This window comes from Bradyrhizobium sp. Leo114, from assembly GCF_055229415.2.
Genome location: NZ_JBUYEN020000054.1, coordinates 1 through 23,333, shown reverse-complemented (window position 1 = coordinate 23,333; position 23,333 = coordinate 1). Strand labels below are relative to the sequence as shown.

Annotated in this window: 20 protein-coding genes, 1 tRNA gene and 3 pseudogenes; 15 read left to right on the top strand and 9 right to left on the bottom strand. The window is 61.8% G+C overall.

The annotated features are described in order from the left end of the window. Window positions 1-114: 114 nt before the first annotated feature. Window positions 115-957, top strand: coding sequence for a uroporphyrinogen-III synthase (locus ACZIRK_RS38130; protein WP_474419258.1), 843 nt, complete (start codon window positions 115-117; stop codon window positions 955-957). 150 nt (window positions 958-1,107) lie between these two features. Here the strand turns inward: ACZIRK_RS38130 and fcl are convergent, their stop codons facing one another. The 3 genes from fcl to ACZIRK_RS38115 all read right to left on the bottom strand — a co-directional run bounded on the left by fcl (window position 1,108) and on the right by ACZIRK_RS38115 (window position 3,955). After that, window positions 1,108-2,064: a GDP-L-fucose synthase gene (gene fcl / locus ACZIRK_RS38125; protein ID WP_474419257.1), complete on the bottom strand. Its 957-nt coding sequence runs from the start codon at window positions 2,062-2,064 to the stop codon at window positions 1,108-1,110. After that, a complete protein-coding gene (gene gmd / locus ACZIRK_RS38120) occupies window positions 2,045-3,130 on the bottom strand; it encodes a GDP-mannose 4,6-dehydratase (protein ID WP_130227074.1) in 1,086 nt (361 codons plus the stop codon). The genes fcl and gmd overlap by 20 nt, the downstream gene beginning before the upstream one ends. Window positions 3,131-3,280: 150 nt before the next feature. Further along, window positions 3,281-3,955, bottom strand: coding sequence for a Crp/Fnr family transcriptional regulator (locus tag ACZIRK_RS38115; RefSeq protein WP_474419256.1), 675 nt, complete (start codon window positions 3,953-3,955; stop codon window positions 3,281-3,283). 333 nt (window positions 3,956-4,288) lie between these two features. On the opposite strand from ACZIRK_RS38115, the gene ACZIRK_RS38110 reads away from it, so the two are divergent. The 6 genes from ACZIRK_RS38110 to ACZIRK_RS38085 all read left to right on the top strand — a co-directional run bounded on the left by ACZIRK_RS38110 (window position 4,289) and on the right by ACZIRK_RS38085 (window position 11,542). Continuing rightward, window positions 4,289-5,110, top strand: coding sequence for an ABC transporter ATP-binding protein (locus tag ACZIRK_RS38110; RefSeq protein ID WP_474419255.1), 822 nt, complete (start codon window positions 4,289-4,291; stop codon window positions 5,108-5,110). Beyond that, the gene (locus tag ACZIRK_RS38105; protein ID WP_474419254.1) at window positions 5,107-7,035 is read left to right on the top strand and encodes an AMP-binding protein; all 1,929 of its coding nucleotides are present in this window, start codon (window positions 5,107-5,109) and stop codon (window positions 7,033-7,035) included. The genes ACZIRK_RS38110 and ACZIRK_RS38105 overlap by 4 nt, the downstream gene beginning before the upstream one ends. 223 nt (window positions 7,036-7,258) lie before the next feature. Further along, a complete protein-coding gene (locus tag ACZIRK_RS38100) occupies window positions 7,259-8,152 on the top strand; it encodes a branched-chain amino acid ABC transporter permease (RefSeq protein WP_474419253.1) in 894 nt (297 codons plus the stop codon). Window positions 8,153-8,154: 2 nt separating this feature from the next. Then, window positions 8,155-9,228 (top strand): branched-chain amino acid ABC transporter permease, encoded by a 1,074-nt coding sequence (locus ACZIRK_RS38095; protein ID WP_130227079.1) that lies wholly within the window; start codon window positions 8,155-8,157, stop codon window positions 9,226-9,228. Between the two features lie 49 nt (window positions 9,229-9,277). Beyond that, window positions 9,278-10,561 (top strand): ABC transporter substrate-binding protein, encoded by a 1,284-nt coding sequence (locus tag ACZIRK_RS38090; RefSeq protein ID WP_474419252.1) that lies wholly within the window; start codon window positions 9,278-9,280, stop codon window positions 10,559-10,561. Window positions 10,562-10,702: 141 nt separating this feature from the next. After that, the gene (locus tag ACZIRK_RS38085) at window positions 10,703-11,542 is read left to right on the top strand and encodes an ABC transporter ATP-binding protein (protein ID WP_474419251.1); all 840 of its coding nucleotides are present in this window, start codon (window positions 10,703-10,705) and stop codon (window positions 11,540-11,542) included. Window positions 11,543-11,556: 14 nt separating this feature from the next. Here the strand turns inward: ACZIRK_RS38085 and ACZIRK_RS38080 are convergent, their stop codons facing one another. Continuing rightward, window positions 11,557-12,705 (bottom strand): AGE family epimerase/isomerase, encoded by a 1,149-nt coding sequence (locus ACZIRK_RS38080; protein ID WP_474419275.1) that lies wholly within the window; start codon window positions 12,703-12,705, stop codon window positions 11,557-11,559. Between the two features lie 102 nt (window positions 12,706-12,807). Between ACZIRK_RS38080 and ACZIRK_RS38075 the strand changes: the two genes are divergently transcribed. Next, on the top strand, window positions 12,808-14,031 hold the full coding sequence (locus ACZIRK_RS38075) for a phenylacetate--CoA ligase family protein (RefSeq protein ID WP_474419250.1): 1,224 nt from the start codon (window positions 12,808-12,810) through the stop codon (window positions 14,029-14,031). Window positions 14,032-14,538: 507 nt separating this feature from the next. Here the strand turns inward: ACZIRK_RS38075 and ACZIRK_RS38070 are convergent. From ACZIRK_RS38070 to ACZIRK_RS38060, 3 genes are all read right to left on the bottom strand, one after another. Beyond that, window positions 14,539-14,724, bottom strand: coding sequence for a hypothetical protein (locus ACZIRK_RS38070; protein ID WP_474419249.1), 186 nt, complete (start codon window positions 14,722-14,724; stop codon window positions 14,539-14,541). Window positions 14,725-14,869: 145 nt separating this feature from the next. Beyond that, the gene (locus ACZIRK_RS38065; RefSeq protein ID WP_474419248.1) at window positions 14,870-15,481 is read right to left on the bottom strand and encodes a hypothetical protein; all 612 of its coding nucleotides are present in this window, start codon (window positions 15,479-15,481) and stop codon (window positions 14,870-14,872) included. 139 nt (window positions 15,482-15,620) lie between these two features. Then, complete coding sequence (locus ACZIRK_RS38060; RefSeq protein ID WP_474419247.1) at window positions 15,621-15,995, bottom strand: hypothetical protein; 375 nt, start codon at window positions 15,993-15,995, stop codon at window positions 15,621-15,623. Window positions 15,996-17,151: 1,156 nt separating this feature from the next. On the opposite strand from ACZIRK_RS38060, the gene ACZIRK_RS38055 reads away from it, so the two are divergent. The 3 genes from ACZIRK_RS38055 to ACZIRK_RS38045 all read left to right on the top strand — a co-directional run bounded on the left by ACZIRK_RS38055 (window position 17,152) and on the right by ACZIRK_RS38045 (window position 18,403). Then, the gene (locus ACZIRK_RS38055) at window positions 17,152-17,505 is read left to right on the top strand and encodes a hypothetical protein (protein ID WP_474419246.1); all 354 of its coding nucleotides are present in this window, start codon (window positions 17,152-17,154) and stop codon (window positions 17,503-17,505) included. Beyond that, a complete protein-coding gene (locus ACZIRK_RS38050; RefSeq protein WP_474419245.1) occupies window positions 17,505-17,876 on the top strand; it encodes a hypothetical protein in 372 nt (123 codons plus the stop codon). Before ACZIRK_RS38055 ends, ACZIRK_RS38050 begins: the two co-directional genes overlap by 1 nt. Window positions 17,877-17,995: 119 nt before the next feature. Further along, entirely contained in the window at window positions 17,996-18,403 is a 408-nt protein-coding gene (locus ACZIRK_RS38045) for a hypothetical protein (protein ID WP_474419244.1), read from the top strand. A gap of 49 nt (window positions 18,404-18,452) precedes the next feature. Here the strand turns inward: ACZIRK_RS38045 and ACZIRK_RS38040 are convergent. Continuing rightward, window positions 18,453-18,544: transfer RNA gene (locus ACZIRK_RS38040), tRNA-Ile, on the bottom strand. 356 nt (window positions 18,545-18,900) lie between these two features. Here ACZIRK_RS38040 and ACZIRK_RS38035 point away from each other — a divergent pair. Beyond that, window positions 18,901-19,969, top strand: a pseudogene (locus ACZIRK_RS38035) (IS630 family transposase). Between the two features lie 60 nt (window positions 19,970-20,029). Here the strand turns inward: ACZIRK_RS38035 and ACZIRK_RS38030 are convergent. Next, window positions 20,030-20,926, bottom strand: coding sequence for a recombinase family protein (locus ACZIRK_RS38030; protein ID WP_474419243.1), 897 nt, complete (start codon window positions 20,924-20,926; stop codon window positions 20,030-20,032). Window positions 20,927-22,106: 1,180 nt separating this feature from the next. On the opposite strand from ACZIRK_RS38030, the pseudogene ACZIRK_RS38025 reads away from it, so the two are divergent. The 3 genes and pseudogenes from ACZIRK_RS38025 to ACZIRK_RS38015 all read left to right on the top strand — a co-directional run. After that, window positions 22,107-22,939 (top strand): annotated as a pseudogene (locus tag ACZIRK_RS38025) (YqaJ viral recombinase family protein). Next, window positions 22,923-23,075: pseudogene (locus ACZIRK_RS38020) on the top strand (ERF family protein); the annotation flags it as partial. The pseudogenes ACZIRK_RS38025 and ACZIRK_RS38020, both read left to right, overlap by 17 nt. Window positions 23,076-23,167: 92 nt before the next feature. Further along, the coding region (locus tag ACZIRK_RS38015; RefSeq protein WP_474419274.1) for a transposase at window positions 23,168-23,333 on the top strand (166 nt) is incomplete at its 3' end.

Genomic DNA, 23,333 nt, shown 5'->3' with positions numbered 1-23,333 from the left:
TAAGGCTTGGGCAGCCGCAGGAACCGCGGATTTGCGGGCCCTGCTGTACCACCGCCGTCGCCCTTGCGCCAATCCCGCAGCAGGGGCCAAATTAAACTCTACGAGAGGCACATCATGGCTGACCGGCTGAACGGCTACCGCATCCTGATCCTGGAGACACGCGAGGAGGCGCAATTCTCCCGGCTGCTCACCGAACAGGGAGCCGACGTGCTGCAATGTCCGATGTTCGCGATCCACGATGCGCCGGATCCGGCGCCGATCGAAGCCTGGATCAGGCGCTGTATCGAAAAGCCATTCGACGATCTGGTGCTGATGACCGGCGAGGGCCTGCGGCGCTTGATGAAGGTCGTGCGCCGCGTCGGCGTCGAGCAGGAATTCATTGCAGCGCTGAGCAAGGCCCGCAAATTCGCCCGTGGCCCAAAGCCCGGCCGTGCGTTGCGCGAAATCGGGCTCGAGCCGCAGGTGACGACGGAGAAACCGACCTCGGAGGGCGTCATCGAGATGCTGTCCCGGATCGACCTGAAGGGCCATCGCCTCGGCCTCCAGCTCTATCCGGACAAGGATCACAACGCATTGATCGGCGCGATCAAAGCCCAGGGTGCGGAGGTCGATACCGTGCTGCCCTATGTCTACGATCCCAAGGCTGCCGACGCCAACATCGTCGCCGCCATCGACGAGATGGCGGAGGGCCGGATCGATGCGATCGCGTTGACCAATCTCGGCCAGGTGCGCCGGCTGTTCGAAGCCGCGCGGGCGCGCGGCTCTGAGGACAGGTTGCGTCAGGGCCTAGACCGAACCTCGATCGCCTCGGTGGGGCCGGCGGTTTCCGGCGAGCTCGCCTCGCACGGCCTGCGCACCGACATCGCGCCGGCGAACGACGCCTACTTCATGAAGCCGCTGATCTCGGCGATGGCGGTGGCACTCGCAAAACATCCGCCGCGAGTGGGGACGAGGTAACCACTCTCTTCGCCGTCATTGCGAGGAGCAAAGCGACGAAGCAATCCATGCCTCCGCACGTGGAGAGATGGATTGCTTCGCGGAACCTGTCATCGGGCGCGCGTTCGCGCGACCCGTTGGCTCGCAATGACGGGCTGTGAGGCTGGGGCGCTATTCCGCCGCCTGCAGGGTCTCGCTCAGGTATGCCCGATAGGCGAGCCTGATGCCGTCTTCCAGCGATGTCCTCGCTTGCCAGCCAAGCGCGGCCAGCCGGCTGACGTCGAGCAATTTGCGCGGCGTGCCGTCGGGCCGCGAAGTATCATAGCTGATCTCGCCCTCATAGCCGACCGTCGCGGCGACGACCCGGGCGAATTCCGCGATCGTGATGTCCTTGCCGGTGCCGATATTGACCAAGCCGCTGTCGGAATAGACCTTCATCAGGTGGATGCAGGCGTCGGCGAGATCGTCGACATAGAGGAATTCGCGCCGCGGCGTGCCGGTGCCCCAGACCGCAACACTCTTCGCCCCGGACGCTTTCGCCTCATGGAAACGGCGGATCAAGGCCGCGACGACGTGGCTGTATTCGGGGTGATAATTATCACCGCGACCATACAGATTGGTGGGCATCACGCTGATGAAATCCGCGCCGTACTGGCTGCGATAGGTTTCCGCCATCTTGATGCCCGCGATCTTGGCAATCGCATAGGGCTCATTGGTCGGCTCCAGCGGCCCGGTCAGCATCGAGTCCTCGCGCAGCGGCTGTGGCGCCAAGCGAGGATAGATGCAGGAGGAGCCGAAGAACATCAGCTTCTCGGTTCCGTTGACGTGAGCCGCGTGGATCACGTTGGTTGCGATCGCCAGATTGTCGTAGAGGAACTCGGCGCGCAGCAGGTCGTTGGCGGCGATGCCACCGACTTTCGCCGCCGCCAGGAACACCACCTGCGGCCGCCTGGCGGCAAACCACCGGTTGACCGCGGCCTGGTCGCGCAGATCGACTTCGCCGCGCGGCACCGTCAGAACCTCGACATCCTCCTGTGCAAGCCGTCGCACCAGCGACGAGCCGACCATGCCACGATGGCCGGCGACAAAGACCGTCTTGCCTTTCAGCTCAAACGGCGTGCTTGCCATTGGCGGCCTCCTGCCTGGCCTCGGCGAGGTCGCTCGCGACCATCTCCTTCACGAGCTGGGCAAAGCCGGTCTTCGGCTTCCAGCCGAGCTTTGCGCGCGCCTTGCTGGCGTCGCCGATCAAGAGGTCGACCTCGGTCGGCCGGAAATAAGTCGGGTCGATACGGACCACGGTCTTGCCGGATTTTGTGTCGACCCCGACCTCGTCAACGCCCTTCCCGCGCCACTCGATTCCGCGGCCGACTTCGGCAAACGCAAGTTCCACGAATTCGCGCACCGAGCGCGTCTCGCCAGTCGCCAGCACGAAATCGTCGGGAGCATCCGCCTGCAGGATCCTGTGCATACCCTCGACATAATCCCGCGCATGACCCCAGTCGCGCTTGGCCTCGAGATTGCCGAGATAGAGCGTGTCCTCGAGCCCGACCTCGATGCGGGCGACGCCGCGGGTGATCTTGCGGGTAACGAAGGTCTCGCCGCGAATCGGGCTCTCATGGTTGAACAGGATGCCGTTCGAAGCGTACATGCCGTAGGCCTCGCGGTAGTTCACCGTGATCCAGTAGCCGTAAAGCTTCGCCACGCCATAAGGCGAACGCGGATAGAACGGCGTGGTTTCCCGCTGCGGCACTTCCTGAACCAGGCCGTAAAGCTCCGATGTCGAGGCCTGATAGAACCGCGTCTCCTTCTCCATGTTGAGGATGCGGATCGCCTCCAAGAGGCGCAGCACGCCGATGGCATCGGCATTCGCCGTATATTCCGGGCTTTCGAAACTGACCCCGACATGGCTTTGCGCGGCGAGGTTATAGATCTCGGTCGGCCTGATCTGCTGCATCAGCCGGATCAGGTTGGTCGAGTCCGTCATATCGCCATAGTGCAGCAGGAACGGCACGTTGCCGACATGGGGATCCTGGTAGAGATGATCGACGCGCGCCGTATTGAACGACGACGAGCGACGCTTGATGCCATGGACGGTGTAGCCAAGGCCAAGCAGATATTCAGCGAGGTAAGCGCCGTCCTGACCGGTGGCGCCCGTGATCAGCGCGACACGTCGCTTGGAGTCCTGAACCGGCATGTCCTCTCCGAGGGCGCGGAACTGCGCCAGGTTGCGAATGGTCCGGTCTGTAGCATCCGGCCTCCGCGAAGTCTAATGCCATAACCCCGTTTGGATTCAGGACGTTAGGCGCGAGCTTTCGGGCAAGCTGCGCCAGGCCAGCCGGCTGGACTATTCGCCGTAGTGGCGGAGACGTTCGAGGTCGACGATGGTCACGCCGCCATATTCCAGCCGGAGGAGCCCCTCCTTCTCCAGCCGCTTCAGGCACTGGTTCGCATTCTGCCGCGAGATGCCGGAAAGCGCTCCGATTTCCTCCTGCGTGATCTCGAGATGGCGCGACAGCTCGGGGTAGAGAATTGGATTGAACAGGGAGGCGATGGAACGCGCCACTCGCGCGGTCGCATCCAGGGTACGGCCATATTCCAGCAGCGCAATGAACTGGCCAAGCCGCTCGTTGAGCTGCGCCACCAGGAAACGGTTGAACGCCACGCTGTTCTCGAACAGCCAGACGAAGGTCTTGCGGTCCATCATGGCCAGCCGCGTGTCACGCAGCGCCACCACATCGTAACGCCGCGCTTCGTTCTTCAGCACCGACCCCTCGCCGAACCAGGCGCCGGCGGTCAATCCGGCGAAGCTTGCGGCCTTGCCGCCGCGGGAGACGATGCCCATCCGCGCCAGCCCCGTCACCACGCCGGTCCAATAGTCAAAACGGTCGCCGCGCATGAAGATGAATTCATTGGTGCCATAGGATTTCTCGGTAATGCCGCTGCGCGCGACCTCGATCTCGCGGTCATCCAGCTCACGCGACCAGGCCGCGATGCGCTTCAGGTAATCGGCAGCAATCATGATCCCGTTGACTGTCGTCCGTCTCGTTATGTTGCGTCGCAACAATACACAGGCCGAACGAAATTTGGCGGCCAATTGTCGGGCACAAGACATTTCACCGTATCGCTTTGCCCTATGGAGGGCTACCGGCGCAATGTCATCTGCACGACACGCGTGGAAGTGCGGACGGGGCAAAGTGCCGGCTGCGGCGTTACCGCGCATGAACGGTGGGGTCCGCAGTGGAACGAGGCACCATTAGTCGGATGGCTTAGCCGGAACGGCCGATGTAAGATTATCGCTGTCTTTGCAACAAGAGACACAGAGCGCGTGAAGCGCCGCTTCTGGAGGGAATAGGTGGATTACACGTTGGAGGTGCGCGGGGTGTCGCTGCGCTTTGGTGGCGTCCGTGCGCTGACCGAAGTGAGCTTTGGCATCAAGCCCGGCGAATTGTTCTCCATCATCGGCCCCAACGGCGCCGGCAAGACCTCGATCGTCAACTGCATTTCCGGCCGCTACAAGCCGACCGAAGGTCAGCTTTTCTATCGCGGCAAGGATATCACGGGTCTCAATCCGAACGCCCGGCCCTCGCTCGGCATCGGCCGCACCTTCCAGAATCTCGCGCTGTTCCATCACATGAGCGTGCTCGATAACATCATGGTCGGCCGCCATCACCTGCTGAAGAACAATTTCATCACTGGATCGCTGTACTGGCTGACCGGCGCGCGGGGCGAGGAACTCGATCATCGCCGCAAGGTCGAGGAGATCATCGATTTCCTCGACCTGCAATCGGTGCGCAAGGCGACCGCCGGCACGCTTCCCTACGGCCTGCGCAAGCGCGTGGAACTTGCCCGCGCGATGGCGCTCGAGCCGCAATTGATCCTGCTGGACGAGCCGATGGCCGGCATGAACTTCGAAGAGAAGGAGGACATGACGCGCTACATCGTCGATCTCAACGAAGAGTTCGGCATGACCGTCGTGATGATCGAGCACGACATGGGCGTGGTGATGGACATCTCCCACCGCGTCATGGTGCTCGATTTCGGCCGCAAGATCGCCGAGGGCGATCCTGCGACCGTGCTCGCCGATCCCCATGTCAAGCGCGCCTATCTCGGCGAAGAGGACGAGGCACTGATCGATCCTGATCACGTGCCGCTAGCGCGGGAGAGCGTGGCATGATGGACCATGCCGGACGCGCCGCGCAGGCCGACACCTTCCCGAAGATATTACGGCTGAATGCAAGGGAGCATGGCCGCGAGATTGCGCTGCGCGAGAAGGATCTCGGCCTGTGGCGCGAATTCACCTGGGACGATTACCAGGCCCGCGTGCGCGATTTCGCGCTCGGCATGATCGAACTGGGGCTGGGCCACGGCGACGTGATCGGCATCATCGGCGACAACCGTCCGGACTGGGTGGCCGCCGAGATCGCCACCCACGCGATCGGCGGCATGAGCCTTGGACTTTACCGCGACGTGCTCGATGAGGAAGCGGCCTACCTCCTGAACTATGGCGAGGCGAAGCTGGTGTTCGCCGAGGACGAGGAGCAAGTCGACAAGCTGCTGGGGCTCGCCGACCGCGCGCCGCACTTGAAGCACATCATCTATTCCGATCCGCGCGGCATGCGGAAATATGACGACCCGCGCCTGATGGAAGCGAGCAAGCTTGCCGGCTTCGGCCGCGAGCGCGCCGCGTCCGAGCCGGGCCTCTATGATGCGCTGGTCGATGCCACTGGCGGCGAGGATGTCGCGATCCTCTGCACGACATCCGGCACGACGGCCAATCCGAAGCTGGCGATGCTTGCGGCCGGCCGCGTGCTCAAGCACTGCGCGACCTATCTCTCCTTCGATCCGAAGGGACCTGACGACGAATATGTGTCGGTGCTGCCGCTGCCCTGGATCATGGAGCAGGTCTACGCGCTCGGCAAAGGTCTGCTCTGCCGGATGAAGGTCAACTTCGTCGAAGAGCCCGACACCATGATGCACGATTTCCGCGAAATCGCGCCGACCTTCGTGCTGTTCGCGCCTCGGGTATGGGAGGCGATCGCGGCAGACGTGCGCGCCGACGTGATGGACTCGTCGCCGTTGAAGCAAAGGCTCTACGAGCTCGGTATGAAGACGGGACTTGCCGCGCTCGAGCAGGGCAAGCGCTCGGTCGTCGCCGACCAGCTTCTATTCCGCGCGCTCCGCGACCGGCTCGGGTTCACTCGGCTGCGTTCGGCAGCCACCGGCGGCGCCGCGCTCGGCCCCGACACCTTCAAATTCTTCCGGGCAATGGGCGTGCCGCTGCGTACGCTCTATGGCCAGACCGAATTGCTCGGCGCCTATACGCTGCATCCGCCCGGCGCAGTCGATCCCGATACCACGGGCATCGCGATGGCCGAGACGATCGAGATCCGGGTCGACAATCCCGATGTCAACGGCGTCGGCGAGATCGTGGTGCGCCACCCCAACATGTTCTTAGGGTATTACAAGAACCCGGAGGCATCTGTGGCGGACATCCAGGATGGCTGGATGCGCTCCGGTGATGCCGGCTATTTCAACGATAACAACCAGCTCGTGGTGATCGACCGTATCAAGGATCTCGCCGAGACCTCGCGCGGCGATCGCTTCTCGCCACAATATATCGAAAACAAGCTGAAGTTCTCGCCCTATATCGCGGAAGCGGTGGTGCTCGGCGCCGGCCGCGACGCGCTCGCCTCCATGATCTGTATCCGCTACTCCATCATCTCGAAATGGGCGGAGAAGAGCCGGATCTCGTTCACGACTTATAGCGATCTCTCCTCGCGTCCCGAGGTCTATGCGCTGTTGCGGAAGGAAGTCGAGACCGTCAACGCCTCGCTGCCGCCGGCCCAACGGATTTCCCGCTTCCTGCTGCTCTACAAGGAACTCGACGCCGACGACGGCGAACTGACCCGCACCCGAAAAGTGCGCCGTGGCGTCATCAACGAGAAATACGCCGACATCATCGACGCGATCTATCGCGGCGACGCGAACATTCCGGTCGATACGGTGATCCGCTTCCAGGATGGCACGACCCAGCGCGTGCGGACCACGCTGAAGGTGGTGGATCTCGCATCTGCGATGACCGCGGAGGCTGCGGAATGAGCGATCAGCAACAGCAACGCGCGATGCGAGTTGTGGTGCCCTCTCCCCTTGTGGGAGAGGGCTGCTCCGCAGGCAGACAAGGCCTCGACAGGGTGAGGGGTTCCCTCTCCACACTTCCGATGCGGAGACAACCCCTCACCCGGCTTCGCTTCGCGAAGCCACCCTCTCCCACAAGGGGAGAGGGTGCAGCGACGTTCCTCTCTTTCGTTAGTCGCAAATCAACATGAACCCCCAATTCCTGCTCCAGCTCCTGATCAACGGCCTCGTGGTCGGCACGCTCTACGGCGTGGTCGCGATGTCGTTCGTGCTGATCTACAAGGCGACGCAGGTCGTGAACTTCGCGCAAGGCGAACTGCTATTGATCGGCGCCTGGGTGTGCTGGGCACTGCTCGCCAAATACCAGGTGCCGTTCTGGCTGGGCATGCCGCTCACGCTGGTGTTCATGTTCATCTTCGGCATCGCGATCCAGATCGTGATCCTGCGGCCAATGATCGGCGAGCCTATCATCTCCGTCATCATGGTGACGATCGGGCTCTCGACAGTGTTCCAGGCCGCGCTGAAATGGATGTTCGGTGTCAATCCGCAGCCGTTCCCGCGTGTGTTCCAGAGCCAATCTGTCCACCTGTTCGGCCTCCAGATCCAGACCGTCTACGTGATGAGTCTCGTGGTTTCCATCGCGATGATGATCGGCATGGCCTGGTTCTTCCGCGCCTCCAAATACGGCTTGGCGATGCGGGCCACCGCCTACAACCAGCAGGTCGCGCAGTCGCTCGGCATTTCCGTGAAAAGCGTGTTCGCGATGGCCTGGGCGATCTCGGCGACCGTATCGGCGGTCGCGGGCGTCGTCGTGGCCGTCGTCAACGGCGTCTCTTCCGGCCTCTCCGCCTACGGCATCAAGGTATTTCCGGCGGCGATCCTCGGCGGGCTCGATTCGGTCGGCGGCGCAGTGCTCGGCGGCATCATCATCGGGCTGCTCGAGAATGTCGCGCAGTATGTCGACAGCCAGTACCTGCACTGGGGTAATCTCTACGAGATCGCGCCGTTCTACGTCTTGATCATCATCCTCATGATCAAGCCCTACGGCCTGTTCGGCACCAAAGACATTGAGCGGGTCTGACCATGGCGACGCGTTCCCTAATCCCCTCCGGCGACTTCCGCACCACCTATGCGGCCGACACCACGATCTTTCCGACCATCACCAGCCGCAATTTCGCGATCGCCGGCATCGTGCTGGCTTGCCTTGCGCCTTACGTCTTCTCGAACTACTGGCTCAGCATCTCGATCCAGATTGGCATCTTCGCAATCGCGGCGCTCGGCCTCAACGTGCTGGTCGGCTTCACCGGGCAGATCTCGATCGGCCACGCAGCATTCTTCCTGCTTGGCGCGTTCACTTCAGCCTATATCTCGAACAACGCGCCGATCCCGGTGTTCTTCGCCATTCCACTTGCGGGTCTCGTCACCGCGCTGGTCGGCCTGATCTTCGGCGTGCCGGCGGCACGGCTCAAGGGACTTTATCTCGCCATCGCCACGCTCGCCGCACAATACATCCTGCTCGATTTCTTCTCCCGCGCCGAATGGTTCTCCGGCGGCTCGGTGCCGGCGAGCGCCGAGCCATTTTCGATGTTCGGCTACACACTGCGCGGCGACCGCCAGTATTTTTATGTCGTGCTGGCTTACCTCATCGTCAGCTATCTTCTGGTCACCAATCTGATGCGCACGCGCGACGGCCGCGCGCTGATCGCGATCCGCGACCATTATCTTTCCGCTGAGATCATGGGCATCAACCTCACCAAATACCGAACGCTGTCGTTCGGTATTGCCGCGTTCTTCGCCGGCATCGCCGGCGCGCTCTATGCGCACTATCAGCTTGTCGTCTCGCAGGAAGGCTTCGGCATCGAGCGCTCCGTGCTGTTCCTGGCCATGGTTATCATCGGCGGCACCGGCTCGGTGATGGGCACGCTGATGGGCACGGCCTTTGTGGTGCTGCTGCCGGAGGCAATGGAGTGGCTCAGCCTGCAATTGAAGGGGAGCGCGATCGACAGGGCGCTGGAGCTCAACAACAACATCACGTTCCTGCGCGAGATCGCGATCGGGCTGATCATCATCGCGTTCCTGATGTTCGAGCCGGACGGGCTCGCGCACCGCTGGCGGCAGATCAAGGCATATTGGAAACTTTACCCGTTCTCGCATTAAGGTCGGGCAAGAACTACAAACGTATCAACGAATAACAGGAGGAAAGACCATGACGATTAGATCCCTTTTGAGCACGGCCTCGTTGGCACTGCTGATCGGCGGCGCATCCGTGGCGGCGCAGGCCCAGATCGCGATCGGCCACCTTGCCGACTATTCAGGCGGCACCTCTGATGTCGGCACACCCTACGGCCAGGCCGTCGCCGACACCTTTGCGTGGGTCAACAAGAACGGCGGCATCGGCGGCAAGAAGCTCAATGTCGATACCAACGACTATGGCTATCAGGTGCCGCGCGCGATCGCGCTTTACAAGAAATGGTCGGCGCCCGACAGCAAGGTCGCAGCGATCATGGGCTGGGGCACCGCCGACACGGAGGCGCTGACCGGTTTCCTCGCCCAGGACAAGATCCCGGATATCTCCGGCTCCTACGCGGCAGCGTTGACCGATCCGGTAGGCAGCAGCGGCAAGGCCAAGCCCGCGCCCTATAATTTCTTCTATGGTCCGAGCTATTCTGACTCGCTGCGCGCCATGCTGATCTGGGCGGCGGATGATTGGAAAGCCAAGGGCAAGCCGGGCAAGCCCAAATTCGTCCATATGGGCGCCAACCACCCCTATCCGAACGCACCAAAGGCGGCCGGCGAAGCCATGGCCACCGAACTCGGCTTCGAGGTGCTGCCGCCCCTGGTGTTCGCGCTCACCCCCGGCGACTACTCCGCGCAATGCCTCAGCCTGAAGAGCTCCGGCGCCAATTACGCCTATCTCGGCAATACGGCGGCTTCCAACATCTCCGTGCTAAAGGCGTGCAAGGCGGCGGGCGCCGACGTGCAGTTCCTCGGCAACGTCTGGGGCATGGATGAGAACGCGGCCAAGACCGCCGGCGATGCCGCCGAGGGCGTGATCTTCCCGCTGCGCACGGCGGTCGGCTGGGGCGGCGATGCGCCCGGCATGAAGACGGTGATGGAAATCTCCAAAATGTCGGATCCTTCCGGCAAGATTTACCGTCCCGTGCACTACATCGCCGCGGTCTGCTCCGCTCTCTACATGAAGGAGGCGATCGAATGGGCCGACAAGAACGGCGGTGCCACCGGCGAGAACGTCGCGAAAGGCTTCCACCAGAAGAAGGACTGGGTGCCATCAGGCATGGAGGGCGTCTGCAACGCCTCGACCTGGACCGAGAAGGACCATCGCCCGACCACGAAGGTCGATCTCTACCGCTCCAAGGTCACGGGCTCGACCGACGGCGATCTCAACGACCTCATGGGCAAGGGCGTGATCAGGCTCGAGAAGGTCAAGACCGTGGAGCTGCCGCGCAAGCCGGAATGGCTGGGGTGGTAAACTTCATCCCCCATAAGCGAGCGTCATCCCCCGCGCAGGCGGGGGATCCAGTACGCCGTGGCATCGGATCTGATCGCAGGCGTCTCTGGACTACTGTGTCACCCGCCTTCGCGGGTGACGACAGTCTGAGGTGATCCCAATATGACCCAAACCGTCGAAGCAAATCACCCGGCACCGACTGCGGTCCCTGCGCCGCCCCTCCTCAGCGTCAACAACATCGAGGTCGTCTACGACGACGTCATCCTGGTGCTGCGAGGACTGAGCCTCGAGGTGCCCGCGGGTTCGATCGTGTCGCTGCTAGGGGCCAACGGCGCGGGCAAGTCGACCACGCTGAAGGCGATCTCGGGGCTGCTCAAGACCGAAGACGGCGAGGTGACGCGCGGCGAGATCATCTTCGACGGCGAGCGCATCAACGGCATCGATCCCGATAAGATCGTCCGCCGCGGCATCTTTCAAGTCATGGAGGGGCGCCGCATCATCGCCGACATGACGTCGCTGGAGAATCTGCGGCTTGGCGCCTTCACCCGCAGCGACGGCGAGGTCAATGCCGACATCGACATGGTCTTCAACTATTTCCCGCGCCTGAAGGAGCGCACGGGGCTCGCCGGCTATCTCTCCGGCGGCGAACAGCAGATGCTGGCGATCGGCCGCGCGCTGATGGCGCGCCCGAAGATGATCCTGATGGACGAGCCGTCCATGGGTCTGTCGCCGCTGCTGGTCAAGGAAGTGTTCGCCATCATCAAGGAGATCAACCGCGAGCTCGGCGTTACCATCCTCCTGGTCGAGCAGAATGCGCGCGCGGCGCTTTCAGTGGCGAGCCACGGCTACATCATGGAACAGGGCAAGGTGGTGCTCGACGGAACCGCCGACGAATTGCGCGACAACGAGGACGTCAAGGAATTCTACCTCGGCGGCGCCGGCGACCAGCGCAAGAGTTTCAAGAACCTCAAGAGCTTCAAGCGGCGGAAGCGGTGGCTGTGAGTGTAGCCGGGTGCCTATTGCAGCACCTGCTCCGCTTCCGTAACCGCGCAAAGAACATGATAGAACGAAGACGCAGGGATGGTGTCGACCAGCGACTTGCCGTCGCGGTCGAACTGATCGTACCAGCCGCCCGCAACAGGGTGGCTCAGATAATGCCGCTCCAGGCGCGCCAATGCGGCGCGCGCCTCGTCGGCGGCAGCCGCCTCGCCGGCTTCGGCCTGCGCGATCCAGGCTTTGGCAATCTCGCTCTGCGGCCACAGGCGCCGAGAGTGACGCCGGATACGGCCCTCGACACTACCCTCGTCGGTGAGGCAGCCGGTCGCTTCGTCGCGGTAGCGCAGCGCCGACGCCAGCAATTCGCCCCGATAGCGCCCCGTCGGACAGCCCGTGATCCGTTCAAATCCCTTCAAGAGCCAGACCCATTCGGCCAAATGTCCGGGTTCGACGCTAATGGGCGGAATTTTGGACCAGTCGTCTTCAAAATATTCGCCAAGCACCTGGGTCTGCTTGTCATAGAGATTGGCAAGGAACAGCGCGAAAAACTCGCCGGCGCGTTGCTGGAACCCCAGATCATGCGTCGCGTCGAATACGGCGATCATCGCCTCGAACAGATGCATCTGCGGATTTTGCCGCCGCGGCAGGGACGCCGGCGCCCCCTCGAGAAAGCCGCCATTCGGCGAGCGCAGGTGCCCGTCGAGATAGGCAAGCAACGCATCGATCTCCGAGCGCACCTGCGTGTCGCGATCAAGTCCATAGACCGTGGCGAGCGCGAGCAGCACGAAGGCGTGGTCGTAGGTGTCGCGCCGCGCGTCCAGCACCCCGCCGTCGGCCGTCAACCTGTGGACAAAGCCCGGGCGGCCGTCCGGCGCCTTCGCCTTCGTCAACAGGTGATCGAGCCCCTTCAGGGCGATCTCGCGGCCTTCGGCGTACCAGCCCATCTGCGCGGCTTTGGCGTAGCAGTAGATCTGCCGGGCCTGAACGAATATGCGCCGCGGCGCCAGCCGATCGGCGCGGCCATCGGGGTCGAGCCGGTCGACGAAGCCGCCTGCCGCACCGTCCCAGCCTTCCGTGCACCACAACGGCAGGCAGTGCTCGATGACGCGACGCTTCAGCCGGCCGACGACGTCGGCATCGGAAGGGCCGCTCGCCGCGGCGGTCTGCATGTCTGCCATTGCACTTCCCGGAGCATCGCCAGTTCGGCGGGAAGCCGTCTGATAGCACGTCGAAGGCGGAGCGCAATTGGCGCGAACCCGTGAGGATCACCCATGACGGATCACTATGACGCCCGCGAAACCCGCGATCCCGCCCAGCGCGAGGCGGAACTGTTCGCCCTCCTGCCGGAGGTCCTGCGGCGGGCCATGGCGGCTCCGGCCTATGCCGACCGCCTCAAAGACATCGATCCCGCCACCATCACCAGCCGGGCCGCGCTGGCGCGCCTGCCGGTGCTGCGGAAGTCGGAACTCCCGGCCCTGCACAGGGCCGCCCCGCCCTTCGGCGGTTTCGTTGCCGGGCCGCCTGGATCGTTTGCGCGCCTGTTTACGTCGCCCGGACCGATCTTCGAGCCCGAGGCCGCCCAGGGCGACGCCTGGCGCGGGGCGCGGGCGCTGTTCGCGGCAGGCTTTCGTCGGGGCGACGTGGTGCTCAACACCTTCAGCTATCACCTCACCCCGGGCGGCTTCATCTTCGATACCTCCGCCCGGGCGCTCGGCTGCGCCGTGATCCCTGCGGGCCCCGGGAATACCGAGCAGCAATTCGAGTTGATCGAGGCCTACCGGCCAATCGGCTACAGTGGCACGCCCGATTTCCTGAAGATCCTGCTCGACGCAGCCGCGAGCGCCAGACGCGATGTGTCCTCGATCAAGCGGGCGCTGGTGTCGGGGGCGGCTTTTCCGAAGTCGCTGCAGGAGGAGATCAAGTCACGCGGCATCCAGGCCTATCAGGCATTCGGTACCGCCGATCTGGGCATGGTCGCGTTCGAGACCGAGGCCCGCGACGGCATGGTGGTGAACGAGGAGCTGATCCTCGAGATCGTCAGGCCCGGCACCGGCGACCCCGTCGCGGAGGGTGACGTCGGCGAGATCGTGGTCACCTCCCTCGACCCGCACCACCCCTGGATCCGCCTCGCACTGGGCGATCTTACCGCGGAGCTGCCCGGCGCAAGCCCGTGCGGGCGCACCAACATGCGGATCAAGGGCTGGATGGGGCGCGCCGACCAAACGACCAAAGTCAAAGGCATGTTCGTGCGACCCGAACAGATCGCCGAGATCGGCAAGCGTCATCCGGAGCTCGGGCGGCTGCGCCTGGTCGTGACACGTTCCGGCGAGACCGACGTGATGACGCTGAAGGCAGAAACAGCCGCGGCGAGCGCAGCCTTTCAGAGCGAGCTCGCAGCGACCCTGCGGACCGTGACCAAGCTCGGCGGCAACGTCGAACTGGTCGGCGCCGGCGCGCTGCCGAACGATGGCAAGGTGATATCGGACGAGCGATAGACGGCCATGAGCCAAGTCCGGGCTTGCCGACCGCAGCCACTCGACGCGCATTCTTGTCCAGGCCGGGAGCAGATAGGTCGCAATATTTCCGGTCATGCGCAAGTTTTCGTTCGTGAACTATCTATGTTCGTGACCGAGCAATAGCCTGTCGCTTCGGTGCGGTGATGCAGATTTTCAGCTTCGAACACTCTCTCCCGGTAGGCGTTCGTTAAGGATACCAGATGTGCTTGTGCTGACCGGCAAACATCTTCGTCAAGCATCGTGCATGAATGACGTAGTTGACAAGCATCCTGATCCCTCGCTCGTTGGGTTCGTTCTGGCAAATCCTCTTAGTCGGCTTTGGTACCAAAGGGCTGCCAACCATTTTCTGGTTAGCCTTGGCACACGATGAGCGTTGGAGTTCCAACTTCTTCCTCAGGCATAGTCGAGTGACTGCGCTTTAAACATGGTTGTGTACTTGCATACCTCCAACATGTGAGAAATTGGGTTCGTTCTGACAAATCGGTTTTACCTCCTACGTAGCTGAGATGCAGAGCGCTGTGCGTAGCGGTCCAGAGCAACTGACCGCCTCAGGTTGCGCTCGACCCCGCAGAGGTCTTGCGCGACAAGATGGTCCTCAAGCTGCTGGTCGAGCTTGGCGAGCTCGGTCTCGATCTGCACAAAACGGCGTGCAAGGGAGTCGAGATCGAGCATGACGTCGGATTTTGCGCCTTCGAGAGCCGAGGCAAGACCATGCCGGAGTGCATTCAGTCGGGAACGCGCTTTTCCCCCTCAGTTCGTGGTCCCGTACTTTTTGCAGCGTTGCGGCGGTTGGCTTCGATTTGCTTTTCCGTCGCCATCAGGCGGCTCCGGCATTTTGCGTTGCGCTGGCGCGACCACGCGCGAGCGCCCTAGCCGCTGCCCTGCGGATCTCCTCGGCGCGTCGAGCGTAGCGATGATCGAGCTCCTTTAGGAATGACATGAGCATTCTTTCAGCGACCGCGATCTGACGCTCGATCGCGTTGATGAGCGGCTGCGCTTGCAGGTAGCTCTCCGTTTCCACCGCATCTGGCGAGTAGCCGGCTTGGGAAAACGATTCCACAGATTTCTTCCGGCCCTCCTCCGAAGCGAAATATGTCCGCACCTTTTCATGAGCCGAGCTGTAGGCAAGAGATCCAGGCTCGGCGAGCCCATCTCTCGTCGTTCGGATATGCAAGGTCAAGACCGCGGCGGGGCGAAAGTGCGCAACGAGCTGCGCGCGTTGCCGTTCCAGTCGTTGCAGATTGAAGATCAGCTTCGTGGCCTCAAAGATCATGATGTACTCGGCACTAGTCTTGGGGCCCCGATCCGGGGAGTATTCGAGCTCGAAGAACAATTCGATGAAGTTCTTGCGCTTCTCACCCGGAAGCAGCGGCGTATTCTCGATCAGGGCGCGGATAGCTTGGGGAAGAACGCGCGGTCCTTCCTCCAACGGCTCATTTGCCATAAGGCATTTCTCCTGTGTCCACCGACACACGCGGGATTGCGTGACAAAACTGACCAAACCGCACGGCTGATCTGATTCCCAGTGGTTGTCCTGTGGGAGAAAAGGGGCATCGGTTCTAGGATCCTTATTGGAAATGCTCTGTCGCAATTCGCTCGATAGTCTCGATAGTTACGGGCGGCAGACCATGCGCCTTGAGGTGCTTCTGCAAAGGACCAATTACCATCTCTAAGAATCGGTAGAACGGGCCATCCTCGACAACGACGACCTTCGAGCCGAGGTCCGTCGTGGTCTGATGGCGCACGATGCGGCGGCCGCTCAGCGAGCGGTACGCGGAGGCGAGATATTCAGCCGCCAGCCAGTTGCCGACATTTTGCGGGCGCCCTCGTGGCCTGGGAAGCGCGACTGAAGCCGTTTGCGCGGCCCGCACGATGTTTCTGGATGTTGGGCGCCGTTTCCTTCCAAGAAAGCGGATACGGCGGCGACTGAGAAGGTCTTGCAAGTATGTGCCTGGAAGTTCTGTGCCGCGCCGGTAACGGGCAACAATTGCCTCAAATGCTTCCGGCGGCAGGTCCTTAGAGCGGAGTAGAACGGATTTGTTAGCGACGGCGGCGAGCCAAGCGGCGACAACTCCGGGGGCGGTCCGGTGCGCGCCGTTCGCAGCAATTGTTAAAGCGGTCGCGACTCTTTCGAGCGCACCTCTCTCTTCCTCGCTAAGCTTGCGGCTGGTTACAATGACCTCAATTGCCGGCGGTTCAGTGTCGTGCGTTTCATAAAACCCGGAGGCCTGCAGAATCGGGGTAGCTTGATTCTCGAGCTCCGCGTAGATTGTTTCCAGAGCTTATTCCAACCCGGCGCCGGCGGACAGCTTGTAGCGCTTGGGCACACACCTCCTCCGACGCGATAACCCCTCTCTTGTACATGACCAACGATCCACAGCAAACTTCGAAAGCACAGCGTGAGGCGCAATAAGCGTCCGAATCGACTAGATAAACTATCAGAGAGCACGGCCGTTGAACGGAAATGCTCAACCCCACCGTGGTGAGCGCCGAAAAGTTGAGCGAGCTCTTGAATGTTTGAGACCTGGCGCAGATTTGACACGAGAAAAGTCGCATCGTTGTTGCGCCGGCATCGCAAGTTGCTGCAAGACGAGCTCCGAACGATAAAGGTTCTGCTCGGAGCTCCAACTAAGACGGACCATGCGATCGTAGCCGAGCGAACTAGGAGTCTGGGGCAGCACTACACGCGCGCGCTCAACGATCACATTGAGGCATCGAAGGCGATACGTCGGAGCATCACCTTCCTCGACCTCCTCAAATTCGTGGACGTGGTCAAGGCGCAATCCGATCTCCTCGCAACCACGTCCGCTGTTTACCAATTCCTTGCTGAACGAGCCCAGCGCGAGGAAATGCGCCCTCTAAGGTGTTTTGTGAATCCCACTCAGCCGGAGGCCATTCCTCGAACCAACATGACACCTAAGCCTCGACCGCTCTCGTCGAGGAATTGCACACTAGCAGACCAACAGCGTTCAAGACTTTTTCGTGGTATCAGCTCTGTCGCCGAGTGGGCTATCAACCGGCCTCGAGGCGCTTGATTGTCGGAGTGGATAGCAGCCGGCATCCTGCCTTGATGTCCTGCTGCTCCAGGTGAGCTTGGTCATGGCAACGGCGTCCAATAGCGGGCGATTCGGCAGGATCCCTGATCCGAAATTGGCTCTCGAACCTGGGGTTCGAGGCGACAAGATCCTGTTGCTCGAGCCATTCGCGAGGCAACTGATCCATCGAATTTGCGTCAAACAGACCAACCGAGCTTTCCACACCGGCGCGAAGGCGATGGAGCGTCTTGCATCGCGGGCTCGCTTGCCGGCTCTGTGCAAGCCGGTCGAAAATACGTTCTCCGACGAAGTCACCGTGATGGGATCGACGCTTGCTGAGCTCGCCGGCCACATCCAGCGGAACGGCGGGCAAGTTGTCGGCGTTGTGACCTTGTCAATGCTGGCCGAAGCGGTGTAATGACAGCGCCGAAGACAGTGGTCCGAGAGATCGAAAGGAGGTTTGGAAATGAGGTTAGAGAACTCTTCCACCTCGATCCAGTCAGCCTCACCGCGGACGAGGCCCAATACTTCCTCAACTTCCGGGATGCTGACGCCGCCCGAACTCGACGCCTTGCAGCAGAGCGCGAACGAAACGATCGACTACGTTCGAAAGGAATTGGCGAGGCGAAAAGCCTCCTCATAGCAGACAACGCCGCCCCATTGGGCGGCGATTTTGTTTCTGGTCGCAGACTCTCGCCCGACGCCCGCGCCAACCTCGAACAGGCGCTCACGGACCTCGGGCGCAAGATCGCTCGCCCGTCCGTGCAGGCACGTTCGTCGACCCAATGAAGCCGCCGCAGGGCTAGGGCAGCTGCGGCGAAGACAAGCTGACCGCGGCCGGCTGCTACATCCCGGCACAGTCGCTCATCACTGTAGCGCTGGCCGATCCGGCGTACTCGCTGACACAGGTGCTCGACACCACCGTCCCCGAATCCTTCCATGCGCTTGAGGACAAGCTTCTCACCGATCAGGAGATGCAGCTCTTGAAGCGGGAGGACGCGCGGTTGCGCGAAGTGGTGCGCCGCGCCTTCGGTTTCACCGAGCAGCAGATCAGGGAGATCGCTGGCTTCGAGGTGCGCGAGCACGTCGGCGCCACGCGGAAACGCTGGCACTGGGCTCTAGACTGGGGAAGCAGCCACCAGCCGCTCCTTCTCGGCGGTGCTCCAGCGCCGCCGACGTTCTACCGACGCGATCACCTCAGTCGCCTTGCTCGCGTGACTACTCCTATGAATAGTCACGCGACTCACATTCTTTGGTCTTCGGCAAGGCAGCCGTCACCGGCGGATACTCTACGCCGACATCTCGGATTGCGATAAATGGCGCCTGCTGAGGGTGGGGATGAGAGCCGTTAGTTTTGGATTCGACTGGTACGGGGCGCCGGACTCGAACCGGCCCGCGAACAGCCATCTACTGCCTAAGGGGGTATAAATCCCTCCCGCACACCCGTGCTGCCCCGCGCGATCAGCGAGAACGGCGTATCGAGTGGTGAGCGTGGTGGAACTTCATGCAGAATTGATAACTGCCCCGTCACTCCTTGACAAGGCCCTCATCTTCGCTCGCCGCCCGTGCCGAACGCTTGAACAGAAAAGACAACGGCATGGCCGATCTGCCGACGGTGACAAAGGATGTCATGCCGGCACGCCGCCGCGAAGATAGGATTGCTCATCCGCAGGTTCTTCATCCCGCAGTTGACCAGCTCGGGCGTTGGCAGCAAATAATACCAACGGCATTGAGGTTTGACTCGATTTCGGGATTCCCAAATCAGTGAGTTTCTGACTCGATAGTTGCTCATCAGGAGAGAGGAGCGACATCGATGGGAGCGGCGGTGGCGATCACCCGGCTTGATTTGACGGCATCTGAGCTTCGCAAGGCGGCGCAAAGGGAGAAGGACAGTACGGCGGCGCGGCGGATGCTGGCACTTGCGCTTGTTCTGGAAGGTACGGACCGCCGGAAGGCGGCGGAGAGCTGCGGGATGGATCGTCAAACCCTGCGGGACTGGGTGCATCGTTACAATGTGGAAGGTTTGGCCGGGCTTCGATCGCGCAAGCCGCCTGGTCCTTCTGCGAAACTCACCGCGCAGCAGGAGGCCGAGCTGGCAGCGCTTGTCGCAGCCGGCCCCCATCCAAAGCAGCATGGGGTGGTGCGCTGGCGGCGGATTGATTTGCGCGACGAGATTGAGCGCCGCTTCGGCGTCACATTGCACGAGCGTTCGGTCGGCAAGGTCCTCGCAAAGCTCGGTTATCGCCGTCTCTCGGTGCGCCCGCGTCATCCGCAAACCGACGAAGCGGCCCAGGAGGCATTCAAAAAAACTTTGCCGCGACCGTTGCTGCAGCGCTCCCCGGTCACGCCCAAGGCAAGCCGATCGAAATCTGGTTCCAGGACGAAGCGCGGGTCGGCCAGCAGGGGTACGCTGACCCGGGTTTTGGGCCAGGCGCGGCTCGCGGCCACGCGCGCCCCGCGATCGGCCTTATGACTGGGCCTATCTCTTCGGGGCCGCCTGCGCCGAGCGGCGTATCGCGGCGGGCCTTGTCATGCCGACCGCCAAAGCCGAGACCATGTCGCTGCATCTGGATGCGATCAGCCGCAAGGTCGCCCCCGGCGCCCACGCCATCCTCGTCTTCGACGGCGCCGGCTATCACGGTGCCGGTGCGCTCGCCGTTCCACAAAACACCACCCTGCTACGCTTGCCGCCCTATGCGCCAGAACTCAACCCGATCGAGAACGTCTCGGAGTATCTGTGCGCAAACAAACTGGCCATCACCGTGTTCGATGATTACGACGACATCGTCGACAAAACCTGCCAAGCTTCGAACTTCTTCGCCAACGATCCGTCACGTATCGCCTCCATTACCGCACGCCCCTGGGCAACGGTCAGTCCTTGAGGCCGTTGGTATAATATGCAGCAATCGCGGTATCAGTGGCGTCGATTCGCGCCAGCAGCGTCAGATCGGAGGGGCCTGGCTGCTCGCGCGCACCCGCCAGCGAACGCGCCTCGAGCCGCATGAGGTCGGACGGGCCCAGCCGAGCGAAACACGGCATTCGTCGTTGATGACGACAATGCCGGCCCGGTCGACGATCGCCCGGCCGCCGAGCCGTTCGATGGTGGCAACGATCTCCGGGGCGATCCGGTCGAGTGCGATCCGATATTGGGCCGTTTTCGCAGCGCGGCGCCGGCGCGGTGCCGGCTGATATCCGGACAGCTCGTAGGCTGCCATTAGGGAGCCGAAGCGACGTCGATAAGTTTCGGTCGACGGCATGTCCTCGGCGGCCGCGACAATCGCGCGTGTGAGGTGGCCTTTCTCGCGTCCCAGAGCCGCCAATCGATCGAGCACCTCTTGGTCGGAACGCCGCTGCCGTCGTTCACGCAGGATCTCGTGCGCCTTTGCGAACACGGCAGGGCTGACAATCGGAGGAAATGCGTTGTCGCGCCGAATCCACATGTCCGGCGGATTGTCTACGCGCTGCTGCTTTAGCTTGAAGGATGTGCGGTTGAAGATCAGGTTGCCAGCATATTTCTCGTTCTCAAGAATCTTGCCGACAGTTTCGCCATTCCAGCGCAGTCCGCGACTGGTTCGGATCTGGTCAGCATTCAACTCGGCGGCGATCTCATGGAAATGCTTCCCCTCCTGGACAAAAGACCTGAACATGCGCTTGACCGTCTCGACTTCTCGGTCTGGACCGTGGACCAGCACGACACGATCGGTCTGCAGGCATTTCCGCTGGCCGTCCTCAAGCCGTGCTCTTACTGCTCCGCGGTCGTCGACCAATAGACGTCGCAGACCATAGCCAGACGGTCCGCCTCGCCAGAAGCCGAGCCTAGTGACGCGGCTCTGGCCCATGAATACGTTCACCGACAGCTGGCGGCTGAACTCGCCGGCCCTGACCCGAGTCAGGTTCTTCAGGAGCGTCGACGTCAGGCTGCCGTCGTTCTCGAACTGCTCGGCGCAGTAGTGAACCTGAAGCCCAGCCTCCCGGCAAATGAACTCGTAATAGGCGCTCTCGTCAGCGTCCTGGAACGGCCCCAGCGGCTGATATCAAAGACGAGGATGGCGTCAAAGTCCGCGCGGCCATCTCTGACGTCTCGGATCAGCGCCTGCAGGCCTTTTCTGCCGCCAATATCTAGGCCCGCTTCGTCCTTCATCGGCATAGGTCCGAACGATTGTGAAGCCTTTGCGGGCGGCGTAGGCGGCGATGACCTCCGTTTGGTTTACGGTTTAATACTTCTGGTGATCAGTCGACATGCGCACATATTGCGCCGCTCGAGCGGGACGTTGTATCGCTCCAAAGGCAATCGCCACATCCGTTTGCATGGCTACACCTTGCGAAGAGGCGACCTGATGTGGCGCTGGACCGAAGCTAGTTGCGGACGCCAAATGCTCCGTTTACGCGAAGCGCGTCAGTTGAGATCTAGATTATTCAATATTTTCGCAACTGCCGGCAGTGGCACGCGCAGAACGGCAGCGGTCGTAAGCGTCGGGACAATCTTGCTGCAACGAGGACTGAGACTCTCCGCTTAGAAGCTTGGGTCCCATCCATTCGCCGGCGAATTTATACAACCAGTAGTAGCGACGCTCCTGTACACAAAGCTTTTGAATTCTAGCTTAGGCATGGGCTCGTTCCTCCGCGTGCTAAAGCCGAACGTAAGGGTACGGCTGTGCAGCATCTAGCTGGAACGAACGAAGTCAGACGCGATCAACGCGTCGGTTTGCGCAGCCGCACGCCAGGACCTCCGCCGTTCTCGTCAATGAATTGAACGCCAGCATTTTCTAGAGCCCGTTGAACGGCGCGCTGATTTGCGGCTGTCATCGAGGTGAGGCCATCCGCTGCCTCAGCTCGCCGAACAGTGTTCGCCCCTACCGCCGACGCCTCTGCCAGATCCTCAGCACTCCACCTTAGCAGTGCACGAGCGGCACGAATCTGAGCGCCGAAAAGAACACCGTCGGCTCGCTTGATTTTTGTACCATCTGGGTAATTTTCAACCATATGGGGTTATATTCACCATCATCAAAGGAGCATAGAATGGAGTCGGTCAATTCAGCAAAGCCAATCTGGAATCGACGCTCGTTCATCGGCGGATCAGACGCTCGGATCATTGTGGGCGACAATGAAGGAAAACTTATGCAGCTATGGCGCGAGAAGCGCGGCGAGCTCGAGCCTGAAGACCTAAGCGAAGATCTCATCTGCAGCTCGGAAGCATCACGGAAGACCTAAATCGCACCTGGTACGAGCGTAACAGCGGCCACGCTGTCAGGGATGTGCAACGAAGGGTCTGCCATCCCATCCACAAATGGATGGCAGCAACCCTAGACGGTCGCGTCCAAGAGACCGAGGCGGTGTTCGAAGCCAAGTTCATGCTCCCTTGGAATTTCACTGAGGAAGCCGCCGCGGAAAAGCATATGGCTCAGTTGCAACACAACATGTGGGTAGTTGCTGCGCGTTCAGCCGTGCTTTCGATCATTACAGGCGGTGGTAAGTGGGTCGAGATCCACGTGCATGCCGACCCACTCTACCAACATCTCCTTTTGACAGCAGAGAAAAAGTTCTGGCGGTGCGTGCAGACAGGAGAGCCGCCTTCGCTTTTCGGGATCGAAGCGCCACGGCCACGGCTCGAAGCCGTAAGGGTTATCGACATGGGCCCGTCGAACTCCTGGGCAGAGCTCGCCGCGACCCACTTGCGAACTCGTACAGTGCATCAGAGTCACGAAAGCGCCAAAGCGGATGATCTCAAGAAACTGATCCCTGAAGACGCAAAGGAGGCGTTCGGACATGGCATCCGAGCAAAACGCTCGAAGTCCGGCGCCATCAGCTTCGACGCACTCCAGATGGAGGTCTCCAATGCATCAGTCCAGTGAGCGCATCGGCGCAATCGCGACGGCGCTTGCGAAGGCGCAGGCCGAGCTAACCAACCCCGAGAAAAACCTGGTCGCTACGATCCGCTCTCCTTTTCCGCGAGAGGAGGATCGTACGTTCCGCTACGCTTCGCTGGCTAAAGCGGAATGAAGTTAGCTTGAATCGATTTGGGATTCCCGAATCAGGCGGTTTCTGATTCACCATGCTGGCTGGGCTGGAGGCCGGCATGGATGGGCAAGCCTTACTCTTTGGATTTGAGGAAGCGGGTGGTTGCGGCGGTTGTGAGTGGAGGGCTGTCGTGCCATGAGGCGGCCGAGCAGTTCGGGATCGCCGTCAGCACTGCCATTGGATGGGTGCGCCGGCAGCGCGAGACCGGCAGCATCGCGCCCGGCAAGA

Bases quoted from the DNA above. Each gene is read 5' to 3' on its own strand.
- ACZIRK_RS38105 (WP_474419254.1), top strand. From the start codon at position 5,107: ATGATGGACCATGCCGGACGCGCCGCGCAGGCCGACACCTTCCCGAAG.
- fcl (WP_474419257.1), bottom strand. From the start codon at position 2,064: ATGGCAAGCACGCCGTTTGAGCTGAAAGGCAAGACGGTCTTTGTCGCC.
- ACZIRK_RS38055 (WP_474419246.1), top strand. From the start codon at position 17,152: ATGGCAACGGCGTCCAATAGCGGGCGATTCGGCAGGATCCCTGATCCG.
- gmd (WP_130227074.1), bottom strand. From the start codon at position 3,130: ATGCCGGTTCAGGACTCCAAGCGACGTGTCGCGCTGATCACGGGCGCC.
- ACZIRK_RS38050 (WP_474419245.1), top strand. From the start codon at position 17,505: ATGACAGCGCCGAAGACAGTGGTCCGAGAGATCGAAAGGAGGTTTGGA.
- ACZIRK_RS38130 (WP_474419258.1), top strand. From the start codon at position 115: ATGGCTGACCGGCTGAACGGCTACCGCATCCTGATCCTGGAGACACGC.
- ACZIRK_RS38100 (WP_474419253.1), top strand. From the start codon at position 7,259: ATGAACCCCCAATTCCTGCTCCAGCTCCTGATCAACGGCCTCGTGGTC.
- ACZIRK_RS38030 (WP_474419243.1), bottom strand. From the start codon at position 20,926: ATGGGCCAGAGCCGCGTCACTAGGCTCGGCTTCTGGCGAGGCGGACCG.
- ACZIRK_RS38090 (WP_474419252.1), top strand. From the start codon at position 9,278: ATGACGATTAGATCCCTTTTGAGCACGGCCTCGTTGGCACTGCTGATC.
- ACZIRK_RS38075 (WP_474419250.1), top strand. From the start codon at position 12,808: ATGACGGATCACTATGACGCCCGCGAAACCCGCGATCCCGCCCAGCGC.
- ACZIRK_RS38070 (WP_474419249.1), bottom strand. From the start codon at position 14,724: ATGCTCGATCTCGACTCCCTTGCACGCCGTTTTGTGCAGATCGAGACC.
- ACZIRK_RS38115 (WP_474419256.1), bottom strand. From the start codon at position 3,955: ATGATTGCTGCCGATTACCTGAAGCGCATCGCGGCCTGGTCGCGTGAG.
- ACZIRK_RS38085 (WP_474419251.1), top strand. From the start codon at position 10,703: ATGACCCAAACCGTCGAAGCAAATCACCCGGCACCGACTGCGGTCCCT.
- ACZIRK_RS38095 (WP_130227079.1), top strand. From the start codon at position 8,155: ATGGCGACGCGTTCCCTAATCCCCTCCGGCGACTTCCGCACCACCTAT.
- ACZIRK_RS38080 (WP_474419275.1), bottom strand. From the start codon at position 12,705: ATGCAGACCGCCGCGGCGAGCGGCCCTTCCGATGCCGACGTCGTCGGC.